Source organism: Vibrio sp. B4-6, from assembly GCF_963888245.1.
GTDB classification, from domain to species: domain Bacteria; phylum Pseudomonadota; class Gammaproteobacteria; order Enterobacterales; family Vibrionaceae; genus Vibrio; species Vibrio anguillarum.
On the sequence record NZ_CAWPIM010000055.1, the window covers coordinates 254,966 to 274,946 of the forward strand.

The 19,981-nt window shown below is 45.8% G+C and carries 17 protein-coding genes; 3 read left to right on the plus strand and 14 right to left on the minus strand.

The annotated features are described in order from the left end of the window. Positions 1–5 precede the first annotated feature (5 nt). From serS to AACV20_RS13995, 4 genes are all read right to left on the minus strand, one after another. Positions 6–1,313 carry a serine--tRNA ligase gene (gene serS / locus AACV20_RS13980; RefSeq protein WP_013856507.1) on the minus strand — a complete coding sequence of 436 codons (1,308 nt, stop codon included), beginning with the start codon at positions 1,311–1,313 and terminating at the stop codon, positions 6–8. Between the two features lie 102 nt (positions 1,314–1,415). Further along, on the minus strand, positions 1,416–2,765 hold the full coding sequence (locus AACV20_RS13985; protein ID WP_026028684.1) for a replication-associated recombination protein A: 1,350 nt from the start codon (positions 2,763–2,765) through the stop codon (positions 1,416–1,418). A gap of 48 nt (positions 2,766–2,813) precedes the next feature. Then, on the minus strand, positions 2,814–3,416 hold the full coding sequence (lolA, locus tag AACV20_RS13990) for an outer membrane lipoprotein chaperone LolA (protein WP_026027187.1): 603 nt from the start codon (positions 3,414–3,416) through the stop codon (positions 2,814–2,816). Between the two features lie 191 nt (positions 3,417–3,607). Next, positions 3,608–4,264 (minus strand): YecA family protein, encoded by a 657-nt coding sequence (locus AACV20_RS13995; protein WP_017045159.1) that lies wholly within the window; start codon positions 4,262–4,264, stop codon positions 3,608–3,610. A gap of 62 nt (positions 4,265–4,326) precedes the next feature. On the opposite strand from AACV20_RS13995, the gene dusC reads away from it, so the two are divergent. Beyond that, positions 4,327–5,283 carry a tRNA dihydrouridine(16) synthase DusC gene (gene dusC / locus AACV20_RS14000; protein WP_096036799.1) on the plus strand — a complete coding sequence of 319 codons (957 nt, stop codon included), beginning with the start codon at positions 4,327–4,329 and terminating at the stop codon, positions 5,281–5,283. 101 nt (positions 5,284–5,384) lie between these two features. Here dusC and AACV20_RS14005 read toward each other — a convergent pair whose 3' ends face one another. The 4 genes from AACV20_RS14005 to yfbV form a co-directional block, all read right to left on the minus strand. After that, the gene (locus AACV20_RS14005; RefSeq protein WP_170907493.1) at positions 5,385–6,179 is read right to left on the minus strand and encodes an ABC transporter ATP-binding protein; all 795 of its coding nucleotides are present in this window, start codon (positions 6,177–6,179) and stop codon (positions 5,385–5,387) included. Beyond that, a complete protein-coding gene (locus AACV20_RS14010) occupies positions 6,176–7,120 on the minus strand; it encodes an ABC transporter permease (protein ID WP_013856502.1) in 945 nt (314 codons plus the stop codon). Before AACV20_RS14010 ends, AACV20_RS14005 begins: the two co-directional genes overlap by 4 nt. Before the next feature lie 59 nt (positions 7,121–7,179). Then, the gene (locus AACV20_RS14015; protein WP_170907494.1) at positions 7,180–8,145 is read right to left on the minus strand and encodes an ABC transporter substrate-binding protein; all 966 of its coding nucleotides are present in this window, start codon (positions 8,143–8,145) and stop codon (positions 7,180–7,182) included. A gap of 357 nt (positions 8,146–8,502) precedes the next feature. Next, on the minus strand, positions 8,503–8,955 hold the full coding sequence (gene yfbV / locus AACV20_RS14020) for a terminus macrodomain insulation protein YfbV (protein WP_129532601.1): 453 nt from the start codon (positions 8,953–8,955) through the stop codon (positions 8,503–8,505). Positions 8,956–9,303: 348 nt separating this feature from the next. Here yfbV and AACV20_RS14025 point away from each other — a divergent pair, with 348 nt between their 5' ends. Further along, positions 9,304–10,500: an acetate kinase gene (locus tag AACV20_RS14025; RefSeq protein WP_013856499.1), complete on the plus strand. Its 1,197-nt coding sequence runs from the start codon at positions 9,304–9,306 to the stop codon at positions 10,498–10,500. Positions 10,501–10,672: 172 nt separating this feature from the next. Further along, positions 10,673–12,817 (plus strand): phosphate acetyltransferase, encoded by a 2,145-nt coding sequence (pta, locus tag AACV20_RS14030; RefSeq protein ID WP_013856498.1) that lies wholly within the window; start codon positions 10,673–10,675, stop codon positions 12,815–12,817. A 79-nt stretch (positions 12,818–12,896) separates the two neighbouring features. Here pta and AACV20_RS14035 read toward each other — a convergent pair whose 3' ends face one another. The 6 genes from AACV20_RS14035 to AACV20_RS14060 all read right to left on the minus strand — a co-directional run bounded on the left by AACV20_RS14035 (position 12,897) and on the right by AACV20_RS14060 (position 19,616). Continuing rightward, positions 12,897–13,847, minus strand: coding sequence for a glutathione S-transferase family protein (locus AACV20_RS14035; RefSeq protein ID WP_170907495.1), 951 nt, complete (start codon positions 13,845–13,847; stop codon positions 12,897–12,899). Positions 13,848–14,044: 197 nt separating this feature from the next. Beyond that, complete coding sequence (oppF, locus tag AACV20_RS14040) at positions 14,045–15,037, minus strand: murein tripeptide/oligopeptide ABC transporter ATP binding protein OppF (protein ID WP_170907496.1); 993 nt, start codon at positions 15,035–15,037, stop codon at positions 14,045–14,047. After that, positions 15,034–16,005, minus strand: a complete 972-nt coding sequence (locus tag AACV20_RS14045; protein ID WP_010319733.1) for an ABC transporter ATP-binding protein — start codon at positions 16,003–16,005, stop codon at positions 15,034–15,036. Before AACV20_RS14045 ends, oppF begins: the two co-directional genes overlap by 4 nt. 22 nt (positions 16,006–16,027) lie before the next feature. Then, positions 16,028–16,930 carry an oligopeptide ABC transporter permease OppC gene (oppC, locus tag AACV20_RS14050; protein WP_026028150.1) on the minus strand — a complete coding sequence of 301 codons (903 nt, stop codon included), beginning with the start codon at positions 16,928–16,930 and terminating at the stop codon, positions 16,028–16,030. A gap of 15 nt (positions 16,931–16,945) precedes the next feature. Further along, complete coding sequence (gene oppB / locus AACV20_RS14055) at positions 16,946–17,866, minus strand: oligopeptide ABC transporter permease OppB (protein ID WP_013856495.1); 921 nt, start codon at positions 17,864–17,866, stop codon at positions 16,946–16,948. A 118-nt stretch (positions 17,867–17,984) separates the two neighbouring features. After that, a complete protein-coding gene (locus AACV20_RS14060) occupies positions 17,985–19,616 on the minus strand; it encodes an ABC transporter substrate-binding protein (protein ID WP_170907497.1) in 1,632 nt (543 codons plus the stop codon). Positions 19,617–19,981: the final 365 nt, after the last annotated feature.

The following is a 19,981-nucleotide window of genomic DNA, read 5'->3' on the forward strand; positions in this document are numbered from 1 at the left end:
CATGATTAACCGATGTGCGTTGCGCCACCCATGTATGGTTGCAGTACGCTAGGAACGGCAATACGGCCATCGGCTTGTTGGTTGTTTTCCAAAATGGCTACCATAGTACGGCCCACAGCAAGGCCTGAACCGTTCAGCGTATGCACAAGCTCAGGTTTATTACCGCCTTTGCGACGGAAACGGGCTTGCATACGACGCGCTTGGAAATCCCACATGTTTGAGCAAGAGGAGATCTCACGGTATGTACCTTGCGCAGGAACCCACACTTCTAGATCGTAAGTTTTGCGAGAGCCAAAGCCCATGTCACCTGCACACAACACCACTTTACGGTACGGCAGTTCAAGCAATTTCAGCACTTTTTCCGCATGACCGGTTAACTCTTCCAGCGCCGCCATTGAATCTTCTGGGCGCGTGATCTGAACCAATTCGACTTTATCAAATTGGTGCATACGGATAAGACCACGTGTATCGCGACCATACGATCCCGCCTCAGAACGGAAACAAGGTGTATGAGCCGTCATTTTAAGTGGCAGATCGGCTTCGTCAGAAATGGTGTCACGCACCAAGTTCGTTACCGGTACTTCAGCCGTTGGGATAAGAGACAGTTTACGTGGCTCTTCATCATTCACTTTTTCAGTTAGTGGCTCAGTATGGAATAGGTCTTGACCAAATTTAGGTAGCTGACCAGTACCAAACAGGCTGTCAGCGTTGACAAGATAAGGGACATACATTTCTGTATAACCATGTTCTTGTGTGTGCAAGTCCAGCATGAACTGAGCAATCGCACGGTGCAGACGAGCAAATTGGCCTTTCATCACGATAAAGCGAGCGCCAGTAATTTTAGTCGCACTAGCAAAATCTAAACCACCGGCCATTTCGCCAAGATCAACGTGATCTCTGAGCTCAAAATCGTAAGTTTTAGGTTCGCCCCAACGAGAAACTTCTACGTTGTCATTTTCATCTTTACCGTCAGGAACCGATTCATCTGGTACGTTGGGTACAGACATAGTAATCGCATCCAATTGTGCTTGGATGTCATTCAACTGCGCTTTTTTCGCGTCTAAGTCACTGCCTAGAGAGCCGATTTGTAGCTTGACTGCTTCTGCGCCCGCTTTGTCGCCGGCGGCCATTTTTTGGCCAATTTCTTTGGAGATGGAGTTGCGCGAGGATTGTAAATTTTCAACTTCTACTTGAATGGACTTACGTTGTTCTTCAAGTTGACGAATTGTCTCAACGTCGAGTTTGAAACCGCGACGCGCTAATTTTGCAGCTGTTTCATCCAGCTCAGTGCGAAGTAATTTAGAATCCAGCATTGCTAATCCTATGCTTTTAGTTATGAAAAACGCGCCTGCATCCCTTTCTAATAAGAGCGACGCGTAGAGAAAATTGAACCCGACAAAGATAACGAAAAGAGACTATTTTTCATAGCGCTTTTGTGGGCTTTTTGCATCTAAACTAGCCAAGTAATCTAACTTTTCACCAATTTTGGTTTCTAAACCTCGATTTGTTGGCTGGTAGTAGCGTGTATCGCTCATTTCAGGCGGCAAATAACTTTCGCCAGCCGCGTAAGCTCCCGGTTCATCGTGGGCATAGCGATATTGTGCTCCATAACCAAGATCTTTCATCAAACTGGTTGGTGCATTACGCAAATGAGGCGGCACCTCATACTCTGGCAAATTATGCGCATCAGCTAAGGCTTGCTTCCACGCGCTATACACAGCATTACTTTTGGGCGCGCACGCTAAATAGACAATCGCTTGTGCAATCGCACGTTCACCTTCCGCAGGACCAACGCGGGTAAAACAGTCCCAAGCAGCGAGCGCCACCTGCATGCCTCTTGGGTCGGCGTTGCCAACATCTTCCGAAGCTATCGCCAATAAACGACGAGCGATATAAAGTGGATCGCAGCCTGCTGCGATCATTCTGGCCGACCAATACAGCGCCGCATCGGGGTTGGAACCTCGAATCGATTTATGCACCGCAGAGATAAGGTCGTACCAAATATCGCCTTTATTATCAAAGCGCGACACTTTTTCGCCTGCCACTTCGGCCAACAGTTTGAGCGTAATGAGCTTTTCACCTTGCGCATTCTCTTCGGCCATGTCGTACAGCAGCTCAAGATAATTGAGTGACATGCGCGCATCACCATTGACCAATTCAGCCAAACGTTCGAGCACGTTATCCATAAACTGCGCTGCAACTTTACCTAAACCGCGATCGGCATCGTTGATTGCTTGATTGAGCGCCAGCAAAATTTCATCGCTAGCCAGCGAGGTTAATTTGTACACCCGAGCACGAGATAGCAAAGCGTTGTTGAGTTCAAAAGAGGGATTCTCTGTCGTGGCACCAATGAAAGTCACAGTGCCATCTTCAATGTGTGGCAAAAAGGCATCTTGTTGAGATTTATTAAAACGATGCACTTCGTCTACAAACAAAATAGTACGTCGACCCGCCATTTTATTTTCGCGCGCTTTTTCAATGGCAGCACGGATCTCTTTAACGCCAGAAGTCACCGCAGAAACACGTTCAACCTCTGCATTGGCGTAATTCGCCGCCACTTCAGCCAAGGTCGTTTTACCCGTACCGGGCGGCCCCCACAAGATCATCGAATGAATATGACCAGCCTCTAATGCACGCCGCAAGGGTTTACCCACACCTAAAATGTGCTGCTGGCCAATATACTGCTCAACCGTCTGCGGGCGCATTCTCGCGGCCAACGGACGGAAATCTTCATCACCCGAAAAATCTAAGCTGTAGTTACCCACACTGCTGTAGTTACCCACACTATAATTACTCACGCCTTAGTCCCTATTTCAATTACGTTGATCATCAACCTCGACACCTTGCGGGATCTGGAACGTGAAACGCGCTTTAGCGGCCGGTGTTAGTTGTACATCGCTAAACGTAAACAGACTCTTCTGTCCATCTTGTTCAATCACGTTAAAACCTTTCACGATCCCTTTCTCATCAATCGCTATCTGAAACTGCCCTTGGTTTGAATCTACCGCGGTTGGCGTTAGGGTGAAATCATCACCGTTTTGTGCAACCTTGTAGTGATCCCAATCACTGGCGCGATTACGAGTCAGCAATACAAAAGGAGTTTGTTCCGTCGCTTGTTCTTGATTATAAATACTCACTTGTTCGATAAATGGACTGTAATACCACAAGGTTTTACCATCAGACACCAGTAAGTTTTCATCAGGAGCGGTCGTTTGCCAACGGAAAAGGCTTGGCCGAACAATATCAACTTTCCCCTGACCTTCCATCACAATATCACCTTCAGGGCTGATCACTTGCTGGGCAAAGGTAGCGCTAAAACCAGCGTTCAGCGCGAGGCGTTGGCTCAACTCCTCTTTTGGCGCAGCCAAAACAGCGACAGAAAAACTACACAGCAACAGGGCTAACACTCTTTTCATGATTACCACACTCCATGGATAACAATTTTTTTGTCTATAACGTTTTCTATAACGTTTATTGATAAGGCCCTCTTCTCTTAAGAAGCATTCGCTTATCAGAACAACTTATTTATCAGAATAACTCGTTTATAAGGGCTTATTTGCTTGGGTTTGTCAGCGTTTTGTTGAGATTAAACCTCAGGCGGCGTACTTTACTGGCCACAGCACTGTTTGAATTTTTTGCCACTAGCGCACGGACAAGGATCATTGCGTCCAATCTCTTTAAATGGGTTAACCCGCTGCGTTTTCATGCCGAGCATTAATTCATCAGCCATTAACGCCACTTCAGTGATCATGACATCCAACTGCTCAGCAAAATCACTCAAACTGGGTGGTGTTGCAAAACCCGCTTCGCTCATCTGCTGCTGTGTTTGTGTTTCATCGATGGCTAACATGAAGGTGGTCAACAAAGCTTGCAGCATGCGCAGGCTGCCATCACCAATTTGAGTCTCTAACCATTGCGGTTCAACGACTGGCCAGACGCTCATAAACCCTTCAGCAAAATCAGCCCACTGAGTCGCATTATCTAGCAAGGCTAACGCCGAATATTCGCTACGTTTGAGCAAGTTATATTGCAGATTAATTTGCGCCATCACCGCTGGTTCAAGTGCTTTGACTTGCTCCCCCACTAAAGGTTCTAACCAAGTTGTGGGTTCTAACGGCTTAGTGGCGAAATTGGATGCCAAAATAGCCCCTTCAAAAAAATGAGCGGATTGAGGAGCTGATTGAGGTAGAGAGAGCAATGAGTAGGTCATGAAAATCTGTACAGTTAAAATGGTTGACCAAGGATTATATACCAACTCTTGCATTTAGTGACTTTTGATTCGGTAACCACTACAATCTCGCCTCGAATTTTTAAGGCGAAATGATGATGCGTGTAATTTTGGGCCCAATGGAGGGTGTACTAGACCACTTGATGCGTGAACTGCTCACCCAGATGAATGATTACGATCTGTGCGTGACTGAATTTGTGCGTGTCGTTGACCAATTATTGCCTGACCACGTTTTTTATCGCCTTTGTCCTGAACTGAAAACAGGCTCAAAAACACAAGCAGGTGTTCCCGTGCACGTTCAACTGCTCGGCCAAGAGCCACATTGGATGGCAGAAAATGCCGCACGAGTTGCTGAATTAGGCGCGCACGGCATTGACTTGAACTTTGGTTGCCCAGCGAAAACGGTCAACAAACACAAAGGCGGTGCGGCGCTGTTACAACATCCGGAATTGATTTATCAAGTGGTAAAATCATGCCGAGATGCGGTACCGAAAGCGATCCCTGTTTCGGCTAAAATCCGCTTAGGTTGGGAAGACCCTAACGACTGCTTTGAAATTGTCGATGCGATTGAACAAGCTGGAGCAAACGAGCTCACAGTTCATGCCCGAACAAAAGCCGGCGGTTATCGCGCCAGTGAAATTAAGTGGGATTACATTAATCAGATACGCCAGAAGACGTCTCTGTCTCTGATCGCTAATGGCGAAATTTGGAACTATGACGATGGTCAAGCCTGTATTAAAGCGACGGGCGTAGAGTCATTGATGGTTTGTCGAGGCGCATTCAACGTTCCCAATTTAGGCAATGTGGTCAAACATAACCATAAAGTGATGCCTTGGCATGAAGTGGTTGATCTGCTCCTGCGCTATTCGCAATTTGAAATTAGAGGCGATAAAGGCTTTTACTATCCCAACCGAGTCAAGCAATGGTTTACCTACTTGCGTCAAGAATATCCTCAAGCTAACGAGCTATTTCGCGAAATCAGGACCTTCACCAAATCGGAACCCATCGTGGAGCACATTCAGCGTTACCGTGATCGGTTACAAAACACCTTGTAATGCGTTTTCTTCAGGCTTTCTCAACCTCACGCCGAGAAAGCCTGTTGCTGCTTAGTCAACCACTGTGTTAACTAACCCTCTGTGATAACGAAATAAAACCATTAACTGAGTAGAAGGCTATCATCTGCCAGCTCTTCGCCTCGAACTTTCGAAAACATTTCCAGTAGATCAGGCACTTTCATATTGGCACGCTGCTCACCAGACACATCAAGAACAATTTCACCTTGGTGAAGCATCACTGTGCGATCACCACACGCTAAGGCATCTTTCATCGAGTGCGTTACCATCATCACCGTCAAGTTAAATTCTTTGACGATTGTTTTGGTCAAATCAATGATAAAGGCCGCCATTCTAGGGTCCAGAGCCGCAGTGTGCTCATCAAGCAGTAACAATTTACTGTCAGATAAAGTTGCCATCACTAAGCTAACCGCTTGACGCTGCCCACCAGACAGTAGGCCGATGTTATCGCCTAAACGATCTTCTAATCCCAAACCAAGGATAGCGATTCGCTCTTGAAACAACTTGCGACGTGATGAAGAAAGTGACAACCCCCACCCTCGGCGCTTGCCGCGCATGTAGGCTAAAGCCATATTCTCTTCAATGGTTAAATCACCACATGTACCGGCAAGTGGGTCTTGAAACACGCGAGCGCATAAACGTGCACGCTGATCCACGCTCTGGCGCGTGACATCGACTTCATCGATGAGTACTTTGCCTGCCATCATGGGCGTTTCGCCCGTTACAGCGCCTAATAAGGTCGATTTCCCTGCACCATTTGAGCCAATCACAGTTAAAAATTGATGTTCAGGTACTTCGAGGCGAACACCTCTTAGCGCTCTATTTTCTAAAATTGTGCCAGGGTTAAACGTGACTTGAATATCTTCTAAACGAATCATAATGTTTCTCCTGACGCTTTATCCTGCTTAGCAACAACCGACTTCTGAGCAGGAGAATTACCCTTTTTTGCTTTGAAGTTCCTTTTCATTTTTGGCGCAATCAGTGCAATGGCCACCAGCACAGCAGTAACTAAGTTGAGATCAGACGCCTGCAAACCGAACATACCCGAGCTCAAAGCAAAGGCGACCGCTAAACGGTACAGCACTGAACCGACGATGACCGCCAGCACTGCAACCCAGATCCGGCGACCAGGGATCAACGTCTGCCCCAAGATCACAGCAGCAAGGCCAACGACAATCGTCCCTACGCCCGAAGTTACATCAGCAAAACTGTTGGTTTGCGCAAACAGTGCCCCAGCAAAACCGACAAAACCATTCGATAACGCAAGAGCAAAATAGGTATAAAACGAGGTGCTTCCGCCTTGTGCTCTCACCATGCGGGCATTAACGCCCGTAGCACGCAGTCCAAGTCCAAAGTCACTGTTTAATAATCGCACCACAAACCAGGCCGAAATCAAGACCAATACACCCACGACCAGCGGGCGAATGTAAACCGAGTCACCCATGGCTTCAAAGGGCGTAAGAATGGTCTCCTCCCCAAGCAGAGCAATATTGGGGCGTCCCATAATACGAATATTGATGGAGAAGGCGGCAATCATGGTGAGAATCGACGCCAATAGATGCAAAATACCGCAGCGAACCGCAAGAAATGCAGTCACCCAACCGGTAAAGGCACCCGCAAGTATTGCCATTCCTGTAGCGACCCAAGGGTTAATACCTGCCACAATCGCCGTTGCGGCCACCGCAGCGCCCATCGGGAAGCTGCCGTCAACGCTTAAATCGGGGAAATCAAGGACACGGAAAGTGAGGTAAACACCCAATGCCACTAATCCGTACAGCAGCCCTATCTCTAGAGCGCCAAAAAAAGCAAAAGCAGACATAACAACTCCTTTCTCTGCTTAAACAGAGCTAAAGCCTTCGCTCTAGCTCTGAATGGTCTTTATTTTACGCTCGTAGCACGATCAAGTACTGACTGAGGAATAGTTACGCCCAGTTTTTCCGCTGCGGTTTTGTTGATCATTAAATCAGACCCTTTGGCCACTTTAACATCCAGTTTACCCGGTGCTTGGCCTTCCAAGATAGCGACAACATACTCCGCGGTTTGTACGCCAATTTGGTAATAATCAAAACCAAGGCTAGCAATCGCTCCGCGTTCAACATAAGAGGTTGCTGCGCCAAATACTGGGGTCTTAGCTTGGTTTGCCGAAACAATCATCCCTTCAATCGCACTGGCGACGGTATTATCAATCAGGGCATAGATAATGTCTGATTTTGAGGCAATCGCCTGTGTCGCAGTTTGTACGTCTGCGCTTTTTAAGGCTGTCGCTTCAATAAGTTTAATGCCATGTTTTTGAGTGCTCGATTTAAGCAGTTCCATCAAGCTCACTGCATTGGCCTCACCAGGGTTATACACTACGCCGATAGATTTCACGTTTGGCATGATCTCTTTGATCAGCTCAATGTGCTGTTCAACTGGCGATAGATCAGAAAGCCCGGTCACGTTCTTACCCGGTTGCTCAAGTTTTTTCACCAATTTAGCACCGATAGGATCGGTCACCGCCGTGAACACGACAGGAATAGTTTTGGTTGCAGAGACGAGCGCTTGCGCCGTGGGGGTTGCGATACCGACTAACACATCAGGATTTTCCCCGACAAATTGGCGCGCAATTTGAACAGCAATAGCTGGGTTGCCTTGCGCGGTTTTAAAATCAAAATCTAGATTTTTGCCTTGTTCATAACCTTTTGCTTTTAAACCATCAAGTAAACCTTGTCTGGTTGCGTCTAAAGCCGGGTGCTCAACAATTTGCGATACGGCGACTTTCGCTGTTTTGGCCATGATGCTTGTGGAAGAGAGTAATACTGCTCCTGCAAAAACGGCGGTAACAATGGCTTTGCCTGCTTTCATCTTAACTCCTTGATTTAAGCATTATACCCTTCCTACTTAAAGCGGTAGCAGTGCTGGCAAATGCGCTCATCCCGTTAACACAGTTAACCTGTGCCACATTAGGATTCATCCCATTGCAGATTGCTTACAACTTCATATTGTTTGGGTATACATGTTGGATGCTGTGTTTTTAATATTTTTATGTACGCGCACTGAGCGTCGCTGACAACATTATTACCAGTAACTCAGGCTAAAGGGAAGTGAGGTTTAACAGTAAAGTAACAAAAAGAGAGATAAGAATAAGGCGAAAGTTGAATAACAAAGAGGAGTTCACTGCCGAAGCCCTCTTTGCCTTTTATTCACATGCTAACTGGGTGACTAGAACCAGCGTTCTAACGCGGCTTCATCTAACTGACGGAATGCTCGGTTGAGGATAGCAGCCAGCTCTTTGTATCTCGGCTTCGCTTTGATTGGCTCTAAAGCAAAACCAGTATCGACAATCTTCTGGTACAGCTCTCGGTACCACCCAGCAAGCGAAGGTGGAAGTTGGGTATTGGCGCGATTTCCCAGCCACCACATACCTTGTAGCGGTAAGCTTATGGCAAAAAGTGCCACTACCACTGCTTGGGGCATCGCCTGTGTATTTTCAAAAACCATCTGTGTCAGTACACTGATTGCGGCGATAGCTGGCATAACCTTCACGCCAAAACGCGTGGCTTTAATGATCCGTTGCTCAGGAAAAATGAGGCCTAGCTCTTTGCGCACAGGCCAAACATCCATGTATTTCTGACCATCTTTCAGGCTGTGAACGATTCCAACTTTGTTATTCATAGCGCGCCCTCACTCTCGATGCTGCCCATTCAACTAAAAAATAGTTTAATGATTCAACTAATCTAGTAAAAAATTGATAGAAGTTAATATTATTTCAATTTTTTTTTGTTATATTGGCCCATTATCGCTATTCTTTGCGAGCCCTCAATCTCATTGTTGCCGTTATTTACAATTTAGGCAACTCCGAGATGAAATCTGCAAGGAATGCATCGACGACTTTACGTTAAAAGCCCCGTCTCATTATACGGAAATTCAAGTTTTATTGACCAAGATTAGTAGCGCTCCACAACGGTTCTACTATTCTTGTGAATGATTTTTATCCTAACCGATTATTACAGGTAGTCACACATGTCTAAGCTAGTTTTAGTTTTAAACTGCGGTAGTTCTTCTCTTAAATTTGCTGTTGTCGATGCAGAAACAGGTGCTGAGCACTTATCAGGTCTTGCTGAATGTCTTCACCTTCCTGAAGCACGTATCAAGTGGAAACTTGACGGTAAACACGAAGCGCAACTAGGCGAAGGTGCAGCGCACGAAGAAGCACTCGCGTTTATGGTTGAAACTATTCTTGCTTCTAAGCCAGAGCTTAAAGCTAACCTTGGCGCTATCGGTCACCGTATCGTACACGGTGGTGAGCAGTTCACTCAATCTGCACTTATCTCTGATGATGTACTGAAAGGTATTCAAGACGCTGCAACCTTTGCACCGCTTCATAACCCAGCACACATCATCGGTATCGAAGCCGCTAAGAAAAACTTCCCTGAGCTTCAAAACGTAGCTGTGTTTGATACTGCGTTCCATCAAACTATGCCTGAAGAGTCTTTCCTATACGCTCTTCCGTACAATCTATACAAAGAGCATGGTATCCGTCGTTATGGCATGCATGGTACTTCACACTTATTCATCACTCGTGAAGTTGCAGGCCTACTCAACAAGCCAGTTGAAGAAGTTAACATCATCAACTGTCACCTAGGCAATGGTGCTTCTGTTTGTGCGATCAAAAACGGTCAATCAGTTGATACTTCAATGGGCCTAACGCCGCTTGAAGGTTTGGTGATGGGCACACGTTGTGGTGACATCGACCCTGCAATCATCTTCCACCTGCACGATGCACTGGGTTACTCTGTTGATCAAATCAACACTATGCTAACCAAAGAGTCTGGCCTACAAGGCTTAACTCAAGTGACTTCGGATTGCCGTTTTGTTGAAGATAACTACGGTGAGAAAGAAGAAGCGACTCGTGCAATGGACGTGTTCTGCCACCGCCTAGCAAAATACGTGGCTGGCTACACAGCAAGCCTTGACGGTCGCCTAGACGCTATCGTCTTCACTGGTGGTATCGGTGAGAACTCAGGCCCTATCCGTGAAATGGTACTAAACCGTTTGGCTATCTTCGGTATCGAAGTCGACAGCGCAGCAAACCTAAAAGCACGTTTTGGCGGCGAAGGTGTGATCACAACGGCAAACAGCCGTATTCCAGCTATGGTTATCTCGACCAATGAAGAGCTAGTGATTGCTGAAGATACTGCTCGTCTGGCAGGCCTTTAATTGACTTTCTGGCTAACTCTCTGAGTTAGCCAGTTTTTTACCGGGGCTCAACCCTTAGTTTCTAGCGATTTAGGTCAGCAGGCTTATTTCCGAAGAAGGTCATGTTGGGCTTTGTTCCTTTTTCAATCTAGTTTCGGTTAGATTGATTTCAATAGTTTGAGGTACTCTACTCATGTCCCGTACTATTATGCTTATCCCTATCAGCGCTGGTGTTGGTCTTACCAGCGTGAGCATGGGTGTCCTTCGCGCCATGGAGCGTAAAGGTGTTAGCGTTTCTTTTTATAAGCCTATTGCACAACCTCGCTCGGGTGGCGATCAACCTGATCTCACTTCAACGATTATCGGTCGTAACAGCGACATCAGCATTGCAGAACCGATGATGATGTCAGCGGCAGAAACGTTGATCGGCAGCGAAAAGATGGATGTGTTGCTTGAAACCGTCGTTGAGCGTTACAACCACATCAATAAAGATTCTGAAGTAACGCTGATTGAAGGCCTTGTGCCAACACGCAAACACCCATTCGCGAACCAAGTGAACGCAGAAATTGCCAAAACACTGGGCGCAGAAATTGTGTTTGTCGCGACACCGGGAACAGACAACCCAACTCAGTTGAAAGAGCGTATTGAAGTTGCGTGCTCAAACTTTGGTGGAACAAAAAATAAAAACATTTCAGGTGTTATTATCAACAAGCTTAATGCCCCTGTTGATGAAGCAGGCCGCACTCGCCCTGACTTATCAGAAATTTTTGATGATGCAGATAGCGCGAAACAAGCCAATTTAGAAGTGATGCAGATCTTCAACACCAGCCCAATTCGTGTGTTAGGTTGTGTGCCTTGGAGTATCGACCTTATCGCGACTCGTGCTATTGATATGGCCAAACACCTGAAAGCTGAAATCATTAATGAAGGTGAAATTAAGTCTCGCCGTATTAAGAGCATCACTTTCTGTGCGCGTTCTTTGCCACACATGATTGAGCACTTTAAGCCAGGGTCACTCTTAGTGACATCGGCCGATCGTCCTGACGTGATTGTTGCCGCCTCTCTGGCCGCAATGAATGGCGTTGAAATTGGTGCGGTACTGCTGACTGGCGGTTACGATATGCCACAAGAGATTGTGAACCTATGTAAACCAGCCTTTGAAAGCGGATTGCCTATTTTTAAAGCGCAAGGTAACACTTGGCAAACGTCACTCAACCTGCAAAGCTTTAGCCTAGAAGTTCCAGCTGACGATAAAGAACGTATCGAGTTCATCAGCGATCATGTTGCTAGCCACATCGATGGCCCTTGGATTAATTCGCTCACTGAGGGCACGCAAGGTATTCGTCGCCTTAGCCCTCCAGCATTCCGTTACCAGTTAACTGAGTATGCTCGTCGTGCAGGTAAACGTATTGTGCTTCCTGAAGGGGATGAACCACGCACAGTGAAAGCGGCCTCTATTTGTGCTGAGCGCGGTATTGCGACTTGTGTTCTACTTGGTAACCCTGATGAAATCCGCCGCGTTGCTGCGCAGCAAGGTGTTGAGTTAGGTGCTGGCGTTGAAATTATCGATGCTGACTCAGTGCGCGAAAACTACGTTGCTCGCTTGGTTGAGCTGCGTGGTTCAAAAGGCATGACAGAAGTTGTGGCTCGTGAAAAACTGCAAGATTCAGTATTCCTTGGCACAATGATGCTTGAAGCGGATGAAGTTGACGGTTTGGTTTCTGGTGCGGTTCATACCACAGCCAACACTATTGTTCCTCCATTCCAAATCATTAAGACCGCGCCAAATGCCTCGATTGTATCCTCTATCTTCTTCATGCTATTGCCTGATCAAGTGTTGGTATACGGCGACTGCGCCATCAACCCAGATCCAAATGCTGAACAGCTTGCTGAAATTGCGATTCAATCGGCAGATTCTGCGGCGGCATTCGGCATTGACCCGCGCGTGGCGATGATTTCCTACTCGACGGGTGAATCAGGTAAAGGTGCTGATGTAGATAAAGTGCGAGAAGCGACGCGCATTGCTCAAGAGAAACGTCCAGATCTTATTATCGACGGTCCTCTGCAATACGATGCTGCAATCATGGAAAACGTGGCGGCTTCTAAAGCACCAAACTCTCCAGTCGCTGGTAAAGCAACGGTATTTGTCTTCCCTGACCTAAACACAGGTAATACGACTTACAAAGCGGTACAACGCTCAGCAGACCTTGTTTCTATCGGTCCAATGCTGCAAGGCATGCGTAAACCAGTAAACGATTTGTCTCGCGGTGCGTTGGTTGACGATATTGTTTACACAATCGCGTTGACGGCGATTCAAGCAAGCCAAGAAACAAAATAAAATTCTTAGCTTAACTTGCTGATTAAAAGGCTCTTATGTATCACATAAGAGCCTTTTTTATAGCACACTTCCACCCTCGTTATAACCCAATAAAGCCGCGCTCATGGGGCGTATCAAGATCAATATCCGGCCCTTTAGGTACCACTTGCGTTGGGTTAATGCCGATATGGCTGAAATAATAGTGGCGTTTGATGTGGTAAAAATCGGTCGTTTGTTTGATACCATCGATTTGGTAAAGCTCTTTTAAGTAACCGCTTAAGTTCTCATAATCGGCGATACGCTGTTTATTGCATTTAAAATGCCCGACGTAAACAGCATCAAAACGGATAAGTGTAGTGAATAAACGCCAATCCGCCTCGGTGATCTGGTTACCGACCAAGTAACGATGCGTTGCTAGATGGTTGTTGACCTTATCTAAAGCAGTAAAAAGTGCATCATAAGCATCGTCATAGGCCTCTTGCGTGGTCGCAAAGCCACATCGATAGACGCCATTATTAATATTGGGGTAGATATACGCATTCCATTCATCGATAGCTTTGCTGAGTGCTTGCGGATAGTAGTCGTGCTGGTTACCCGTTAACTCATTAAATGCACTGTTAAACATGCGAATAATCTCAGAAGATTCATTGCTAACAATGGTATTGGTCTTCTTATCCCACAGCACAGGTACAGTTACTCGCCCTGAATAATCTACCTTTGCTTTGGTGTAGATTTGGTGGAGTTTGGTATAGCCGAACAGAGGTTCAGGAATACCAAAAGACCAGCCTTCACTTAGCATGTCAGGGCAAACGACCGTAACATCAATGTGTTCGGTGAGTGATTTAAGCTGGCGAAAAATCAATGTACGGTGAGCCCAAGGGCATGCCAAAGAGACATACAGATGATAACGGTCCGATTCTGGTTGAAATCGTGCGTCTGGCTGGCTGTCGACCCAGTGTCTGAATCCTGCGTCTTCGCGAACAAAACGCCCAGCGCTGCTTTTGGTGCCATACCAAACATCGTGCCAGACGCCTTCAACTAATTTTCCCATGATCTCCACTCCTCATTCCGATGACTTTTTTATTATAAGTAGGAGAGAAAATGGTAAAACCGGAGGAAGTTGTCCTTGTTATTCAGAAATTTTGAACAGTGCGATTTATCTATACCCAATTTGTCTATACCTAAGCGCACAGATAAAAAAAGCGCGACCCAGAAATGCGTCGCGCTTAAGCCTGTCACAGGCTAAATTTAGAGCTCGACATGCAAACAAGACACAGCATGTTCATCACTACCTTTAATCTGCGGTTTTTGCTGTGCGCAAATTTCCGTCGCTTGAGGACAGCGGGTACGGAAAACACATCCAGAAGGCGGGTTGATTGGCGAGGGTAAATCCCCTTCTAGCATCTGAATTTTCTTCGCACGCTCCAGTTTTGGATTTGGAATTGGCACAGCCGACATCAAAGCTTTGGTGTAAGGGTGTGATGGATTCGCAAACAACGCCTCCGAGGTGCCAAGCTCGACCGCATTGCCTAAATACATCACGAGTACACGATCAGAGATGTGTTTCACTACCGATAAATCATGGGCAATAAAAACCAAACTTAAACCAAGCTCATTTTGCAGCTCTTTGAGCAGGTTAACCACTTGCGCTTGGATTGAAACATCCAAAGCAGAAACTGGCTCATCACAGATGATCATTTTCGGTTTTAAAATGAGCGCACGGGCAATACCAATACGTTGACACTGACCACCAGAGAATTCATGGGGATAGCGGTTAATGACGTTCGGCAATAAACCGACTTTTGTCATCATCTCTTTTACACGATCCTTTACTTCTTGCTTCGAAAGTTCTGGATAAAAGGTTTGAAGTGGCTCTGCAATAATATCGCCAACCGACATTCTTGGGTTCAATGACGCCAGTGGGTCTTGGAAAATCATCTGAATTTGCTTACGGGTTTTGCGACGCTCAACCTCATGCATTTTCGTCAAATCATTTCCTAGCCACACCACTTCACCCTCGGTGGCTTCGACTAAACCAATGATCGCTCGCGCAAAAGTAGACTTTCCGCAACCTGATTCGCCTACTACACCGAGAGTTTCACCCTCATATAGGCGCACATTAACGCCATCTACGGCTTTTATGTTGGATGGTTTAGACCACGGCCACGCGGATTTAGAGGCAATGTTGAAGTGAACTTTGAGGTTCTTTACATCCAGTAATAATGGTTTTTGTTCGCTCATTTAACCCAAGCCTCCCAATCAGAAAAACAGGCACGTTGGCGACCATCGGCAAATGGCAATAAAATAGGTGCTTCACGTTTACAGCGTTCTGTCACTCGGTGGCAGCGCTCTTGATAAGGGCAACCCGGTGGCAATCGTAGCAAGTTAGGTGGGTTTCCAGGAATCGTTGGTAATATTTCACCTTCCGTATCCAAACGAGGAATGGCTTTTAATAAACCTTCAGCGTAAGGGTGACTCGGGTTGTAGAAAATTTCATCCACAGAGCCATATTCCATCGTACGCCCAGCATACATTACCAATACTTTGTCACATGAACCCGCAACCACACCCAGATCATGGGTGATCATGATAATGGCGGTATTGAATTCGCTTTTGAGCTCGTTCAACAAATCCATAATTTGGGCTTGCACCGTTACGTCCAATGCGGTGGTGGGTTCATCGGCAATCAGTAACTTAGGCCGGCATAACAACGCCATTGCAATCATAACGCGTTGACGCATACCGCCAGAAAACTCATGCGGATACATGGTAATTCGCTTACGCGCTTCGGGGATTTTAACCGCCTCTAGCATACGTACCGACTCTTCAAACGCAGCCGACTTGCTCATTCCTTTGTGCAGCATCAGCACTTCCATCAACTGCTCGCTGACCTTCATATAAGGATTCAGTGACGTCATTGGATCTTGGAAGATCATCGCAATTTGTTCAGCGCGCACTTTGTTCAAGGCTTTTTCTGGCAAATTGAGGATCTCTTTCCCTTCAAATTTTGCGCTACCCGTGATAATACCATTTTTGGCAAGTAGACCCATAATAGCGAACACGGTTTGCGATTTACCAGAGCCAGACTCCCCTACGATACCGAGGGTTTCGCCTTGCTCCAGTGAAAAAGTTAAATCGTTGACAGCGGTAACAATACCATCTTGAGTGGTAAATTCGACCCGCAGATCTTTGACATCTAATAAGCTCATTATTGCTTCCTTAATCTTTTAATTATCGGTCTTTAGGATCAAGCGCATCGCGCAGACCATCACCGACATAGTTAAAGCAAAACAGGGTGACCACCATGAACGCGGCTGGGAAAGCAAGTTGCCAAATAGCGACTTCCATTGTTTGTGAACCTTCTTGTAGAAGTGCTCCCCAGCTTGTCATCGGCTCTTGAACACCAAGACCAAGGAAAGATAAAAATGACTCTGTCAAAATCATACTTGGGATCAACAGCGTCGAATAGACCGCTACAATACCCAACACGTTTGGCACAATATGACGTGTAATAATTTTCCAGTTGCTGACGCCACACACATGTGCCGCTTCAATAAACTCTTTGCTGCGTAGGCTCAAGGTTTGGCCACGCACAATTCGCGCCATATCAAGCCATGCAATTGCACCGATAGCGACGAAGATAAGTACGATATTGCGGCCAAAGAACGTGACCAACACAATAACAAGGAACATGAAAGGAACAGCGTATAGAATCTCCAAAATACGCATCATAATGCGGTCTACTTTACCGCCAATGAAGCCCGACGCCGCACCATAAAGTGTGCCGATCAGAACAGCAACCAACGCGCCCATTACGCCAACCATCAGCGAAATTCGCCCACCCACTAAGGTACGCACATACAAATCACGCCCAAGGCTATCGGTGCCGAACCAATGATCCGCATTGGGCCCAACGTGCATTGAATACCAGTCCGTATTGTCATAGGTATACGGGGCCATCATCGGTAGTACGATCACCGCAAGGGTCATCATCGTCAAAATACACAAACTGACCATTGCCGCTCTGTTACGCATAAAGCGAATTCGCGCATCTTGCCATAAGCTGCGGCCAGCTATTTCTAAGTTTTCAGAAAACTTCTCAACCGCGGCTAGGTTTTCTCTTTTCGTTAACATAACCATACGTCCCTGTTAGTAGCGAATTTTCGGGTCAATGACCGCAAGCAAAATATCAACAATGGCGTTGAAAAGAATAAATAGGAAACCAATTAAAATGGTTACACCCATCACCAATGAGTAATCGCGGTTAAATGCAGCGTTAACAAACAGCTTACCGATACCCGGTAGACCGAAAATCGTTTCAATCACCACAGACCCCGTAATAATACCGACAAACGCAGGCCCCATGTACGACACAACAGGCAGTAAAGCTGGCTTCAAAGCATGGTTAACAACGATATAGGGATAACTCAACCCTTTCGCGCGTGCCGTGCGAATAAAGTTACTGTTGAGTGTTTCTATCATTGAGCCACGGGTGATACGGGCAAAGGTGGCAATATAGAGCATCGACATACCCAGCACTGGCAGTACTAAATATTGGAAACTTCCATCTAACCAACCACCAGCCGGGAATATTTTCCAATGCAAGGAGAAGAGATAAATTAAAGCTGGGGCGAGAACAAACGACGGCATCACCACGCCAATCATTGCCGTCGACATGATGGTGTAGTCAATCCAAGTGTTGTGTTTTAGTGCGGCAATCGTACCAATGGAAACACCCGCGATAACGGTAAAAATAAAAGCGATAAAGCCGACTTTTGCCGAGACAGGCAAGGCAACGGCGATCAATTCATTCACCGTATAATCTTGGTATTTGAATGATGGGCCAAAATCACCTTGCAAAATATTGGTCAAGTAGGTGAAGTATTGCTCAGACACGGGTTTGTCTAAGCCATATTTGGCTTCAATGTTGGCCATCACTTCCGGTGGTAAAGGACGTTCGCTTGAGAATGGGTTACCAGGAGCGAAACGCATGAGAAAGAAAGATACCGTGATCAACACCAACATGGTTGGTATCGCTTCTAATATCCTTTTTGCGATGAATTTAAGCATAAACTCACTCTTTCAGTCTGTGACAATGAAAATTAGAAAGACGCTGCATGTAAATTACTATCTGAAGATAGCTACATGCAGTGTCTAAGTCGTTATATTTTTATCAGCGTAAGTGGACTTACTTTGCTGTGATATAAAGATCTTTTGAGTAGATCTTCTCTTCCGCGTTATTCATCGGGAAGCCGCCTACATTAGGAGATAATAAACGAGATTTAACATACTGATAGATAGGGGCAATCGGCATATCTTTGGTTAATAGTTTTTCTGCATCCAGATATAGCTTAGTGCGCTCCTCTTCAGAGGTTGATTTTAACGCTTTATCAATAATTGCATCGTATTCAGCGCTTTGGTAGTGCAAACCACCCGTGGTGTTATTGCTCACCATTAAGGTTAGGAATGAAGACGCTTCATTATAGTCACCACACCAACCAGCACGTGCCACTTCAAAGTTACCTTGATCTTTAGAATCTAGATAGGTTTTCCACTCTTGGTTCTCTAATACGACATTAATACCGAGCGTTTTTTTCCACATAGAACCCAGTGCTACAGCGATTTTCTTGTGGTTTTCCGATGTATTGTAGAGGAGGCTGAATTTCAGAGGGTTGTCTTTATTAAAGCCCGCTTCAGCCAACAATTTTACCGCTTCTGCATCGCGCTCTTTTTGCGTCATCTTGCCATATGCTGGCATTTGAGGATTAAAGCCCGCCGTAATTTCAGGTGTTAAGAAATAAGCTGGTTTTTGGCCTTGACCTAAAATCGCATCACTCACAATGTTACGGTCGATAGCGTAAGAAATCGCTTTACGCACACGAACGTCGTCAAATGGTGCCTTTTTGGTATTGAACAGGTAGTAATAAGTACACAAGTTACCCTGAATCGATACTGATTCCGGGTGTTCTTTCTTCAGACGCTTGAAGTGCTCGGTGGGTAATTCATAAGAGATATCGATTTCACCTGATAAGAAACGGTTCATTTCTGATACTTGGTTTTCAATAGGCAGGAAGGTAACTTTGTTAATGACTGTTTTGTCATTGTCCCAGTATTGCTCGTTACGCTTTAGTACTAAACGCTCATTGACAACCCATTGATCAACAACGTAGGCACCGTTACCAACAAAATGCTCAGGCTTGGTCCATTGGTCACCAAACTTTTCTACGGTTGCTTTATGAACGGGTTTCACGGTTGTGTGGCCCATCATCATGACGAAATAAGGCACAGCATCTTCAAGCTCAACAACGAGTGTATGGTCATCTTTAGCTTTAACGCCAAGTTCACTTTTGTCTTTCGTTCCTGCGATAATCTCTTTTGCATTTTTCATCTTGGTATATTCCATATACCAAGAGTAAGGAGAAGCCGTTACAGGGTCGACGGCGCGCTGAAAGCTGAAAACAAAATCACCAGCCGTGACAGGATCACCATTTGACCATTTTGCATTTTTGCGCAAATGGAAAATGAATGTTTTGTTGTCTGCCGTTTCCCAACTTTCTGCGACACCAGGAATGGTTTTACCATCCGAGTCTTGGTTCACAAGCCCTTCCAATAAGTCACGAATTACATGCGACTCAGGAACACCTTGGGATTTGTGAGGATCGAGTGTGGCGACTTCAGTACCGTTACCACGAACGAGCTCCTGAACTTTGGCCAATTTAGTGCCGGCTGGAACATCAGCCGCGAGAGAAAAAGTAGAAGTGGCAGCCACTGCCATACCCGCCCCTAGAAGAAGGGCTTGGGTGATTTTATTTTTATACATGCATAAACTCCAAGTTTTTATTTTTGCATCCATGACTTCCTTGAGAGCTCTCTAGCATCGCTAGAACTTTAGATTTATTTAGCGCAAAAACTAAGCAGAAAAATCTAAAAACTCCTAAGGATAGCGGCACACATTAGCAACCATTGAAGTAATTTGCCATAAAATCGTAGCAAAAAAATGCATAATTCCATGGTTTACCTAATGGAATAGATAAATAGCCCAACAATTAACTCAAACTCAGTGAATTAAAGTTACCAAGCGCCATCTGGTCAGACCATAGTGCTAAATCATCTAGTGTTGAGTACATTTTCAGCACGTTTCACTGGAAAATCAGCCTTTTTTTAACATCTTAGTTACGTTAGATC

What these genes read in the sequence shown, in the direction of transcription:
- serS (WP_013856507.1), bottom strand. Translation starts at nt 1,313, where the DNA reads ATGCTGGATTCTAAATTACTTCGCACTGAGCTGGATGAAACAGCTGCA.
- lolA (WP_026027187.1), bottom strand. Translation starts at nt 3,416, where the DNA reads ATGAAAAGAGTGTTAGCCCTGTTGCTGTGTAGTTTTTCTGTCGCTGTT.
- AACV20_RS13995 (WP_017045159.1), bottom strand. Translation starts at nt 4,264, where the DNA reads ATGCAAGAGTTGGTATATAATCCTTGGTCAACCATTTTAACTGTACAG.
- dusC (WP_096036799.1), top strand. Translation starts at nt 4,327, where the DNA reads ATGCGTGTAATTTTGGGCCCAATGGAGGGTGTACTAGACCACTTGATG.
- AACV20_RS14005 (WP_170907493.1), bottom strand. Translation starts at nt 6,179, where the DNA reads ATGATTCGTTTAGAAGATATTCAAGTCACGTTTAACCCTGGCACAATT.
- AACV20_RS14010 (WP_013856502.1), bottom strand. Translation starts at nt 7,120, where the DNA reads ATGTCTGCTTTTGCTTTTTTTGGCGCTCTAGAGATAGGGCTGCTGTAC.
- AACV20_RS14015 (WP_170907494.1), bottom strand. Translation starts at nt 8,145, where the DNA reads ATGAAAGCAGGCAAAGCCATTGTTACCGCCGTTTTTGCAGGAGCAGTA.
- yfbV (WP_129532601.1), bottom strand. Translation starts at nt 8,955, where the DNA reads ATGAATAACAAAGTTGGAATCGTTCACAGCCTGAAAGATGGTCAGAAA.
- AACV20_RS14025 (WP_013856499.1), top strand. Translation starts at nt 9,304, where the DNA reads ATGTCTAAGCTAGTTTTAGTTTTAAACTGCGGTAGTTCTTCTCTTAAA.
- pta (WP_013856498.1), top strand. Translation starts at nt 10,673, where the DNA reads ATGTCCCGTACTATTATGCTTATCCCTATCAGCGCTGGTGTTGGTCTT.
- AACV20_RS14035 (WP_170907495.1), bottom strand. Translation starts at nt 13,847, where the DNA reads ATGGGAAAATTAGTTGAAGGCGTCTGGCACGATGTTTGGTATGGCACC.
- oppF (WP_170907496.1), bottom strand. Translation starts at nt 15,037, where the DNA reads ATGAGCGAACAAAAACCATTATTACTGGATGTAAAGAACCTCAAAGTT.
- AACV20_RS14045 (WP_010319733.1), bottom strand. Translation starts at nt 16,005, where the DNA reads ATGAGCTTATTAGATGTCAAAGATCTGCGGGTCGAATTTACCACTCAA.
- oppC (WP_026028150.1), bottom strand. Translation starts at nt 16,930, where the DNA reads ATGTTAACGAAAAGAGAAAACCTAGCCGCGGTTGAGAAGTTTTCTGAA.
- oppB (WP_013856495.1), bottom strand. Translation starts at nt 17,866, where the DNA reads ATGCTTAAATTCATCGCAAAAAGGATATTAGAAGCGATACCAACCATG.
- AACV20_RS14060 (WP_170907497.1), bottom strand. Translation starts at nt 19,616, where the DNA reads ATGTATAAAAATAAAATCACCCAAGCCCTTCTTCTAGGGGCGGGTATG.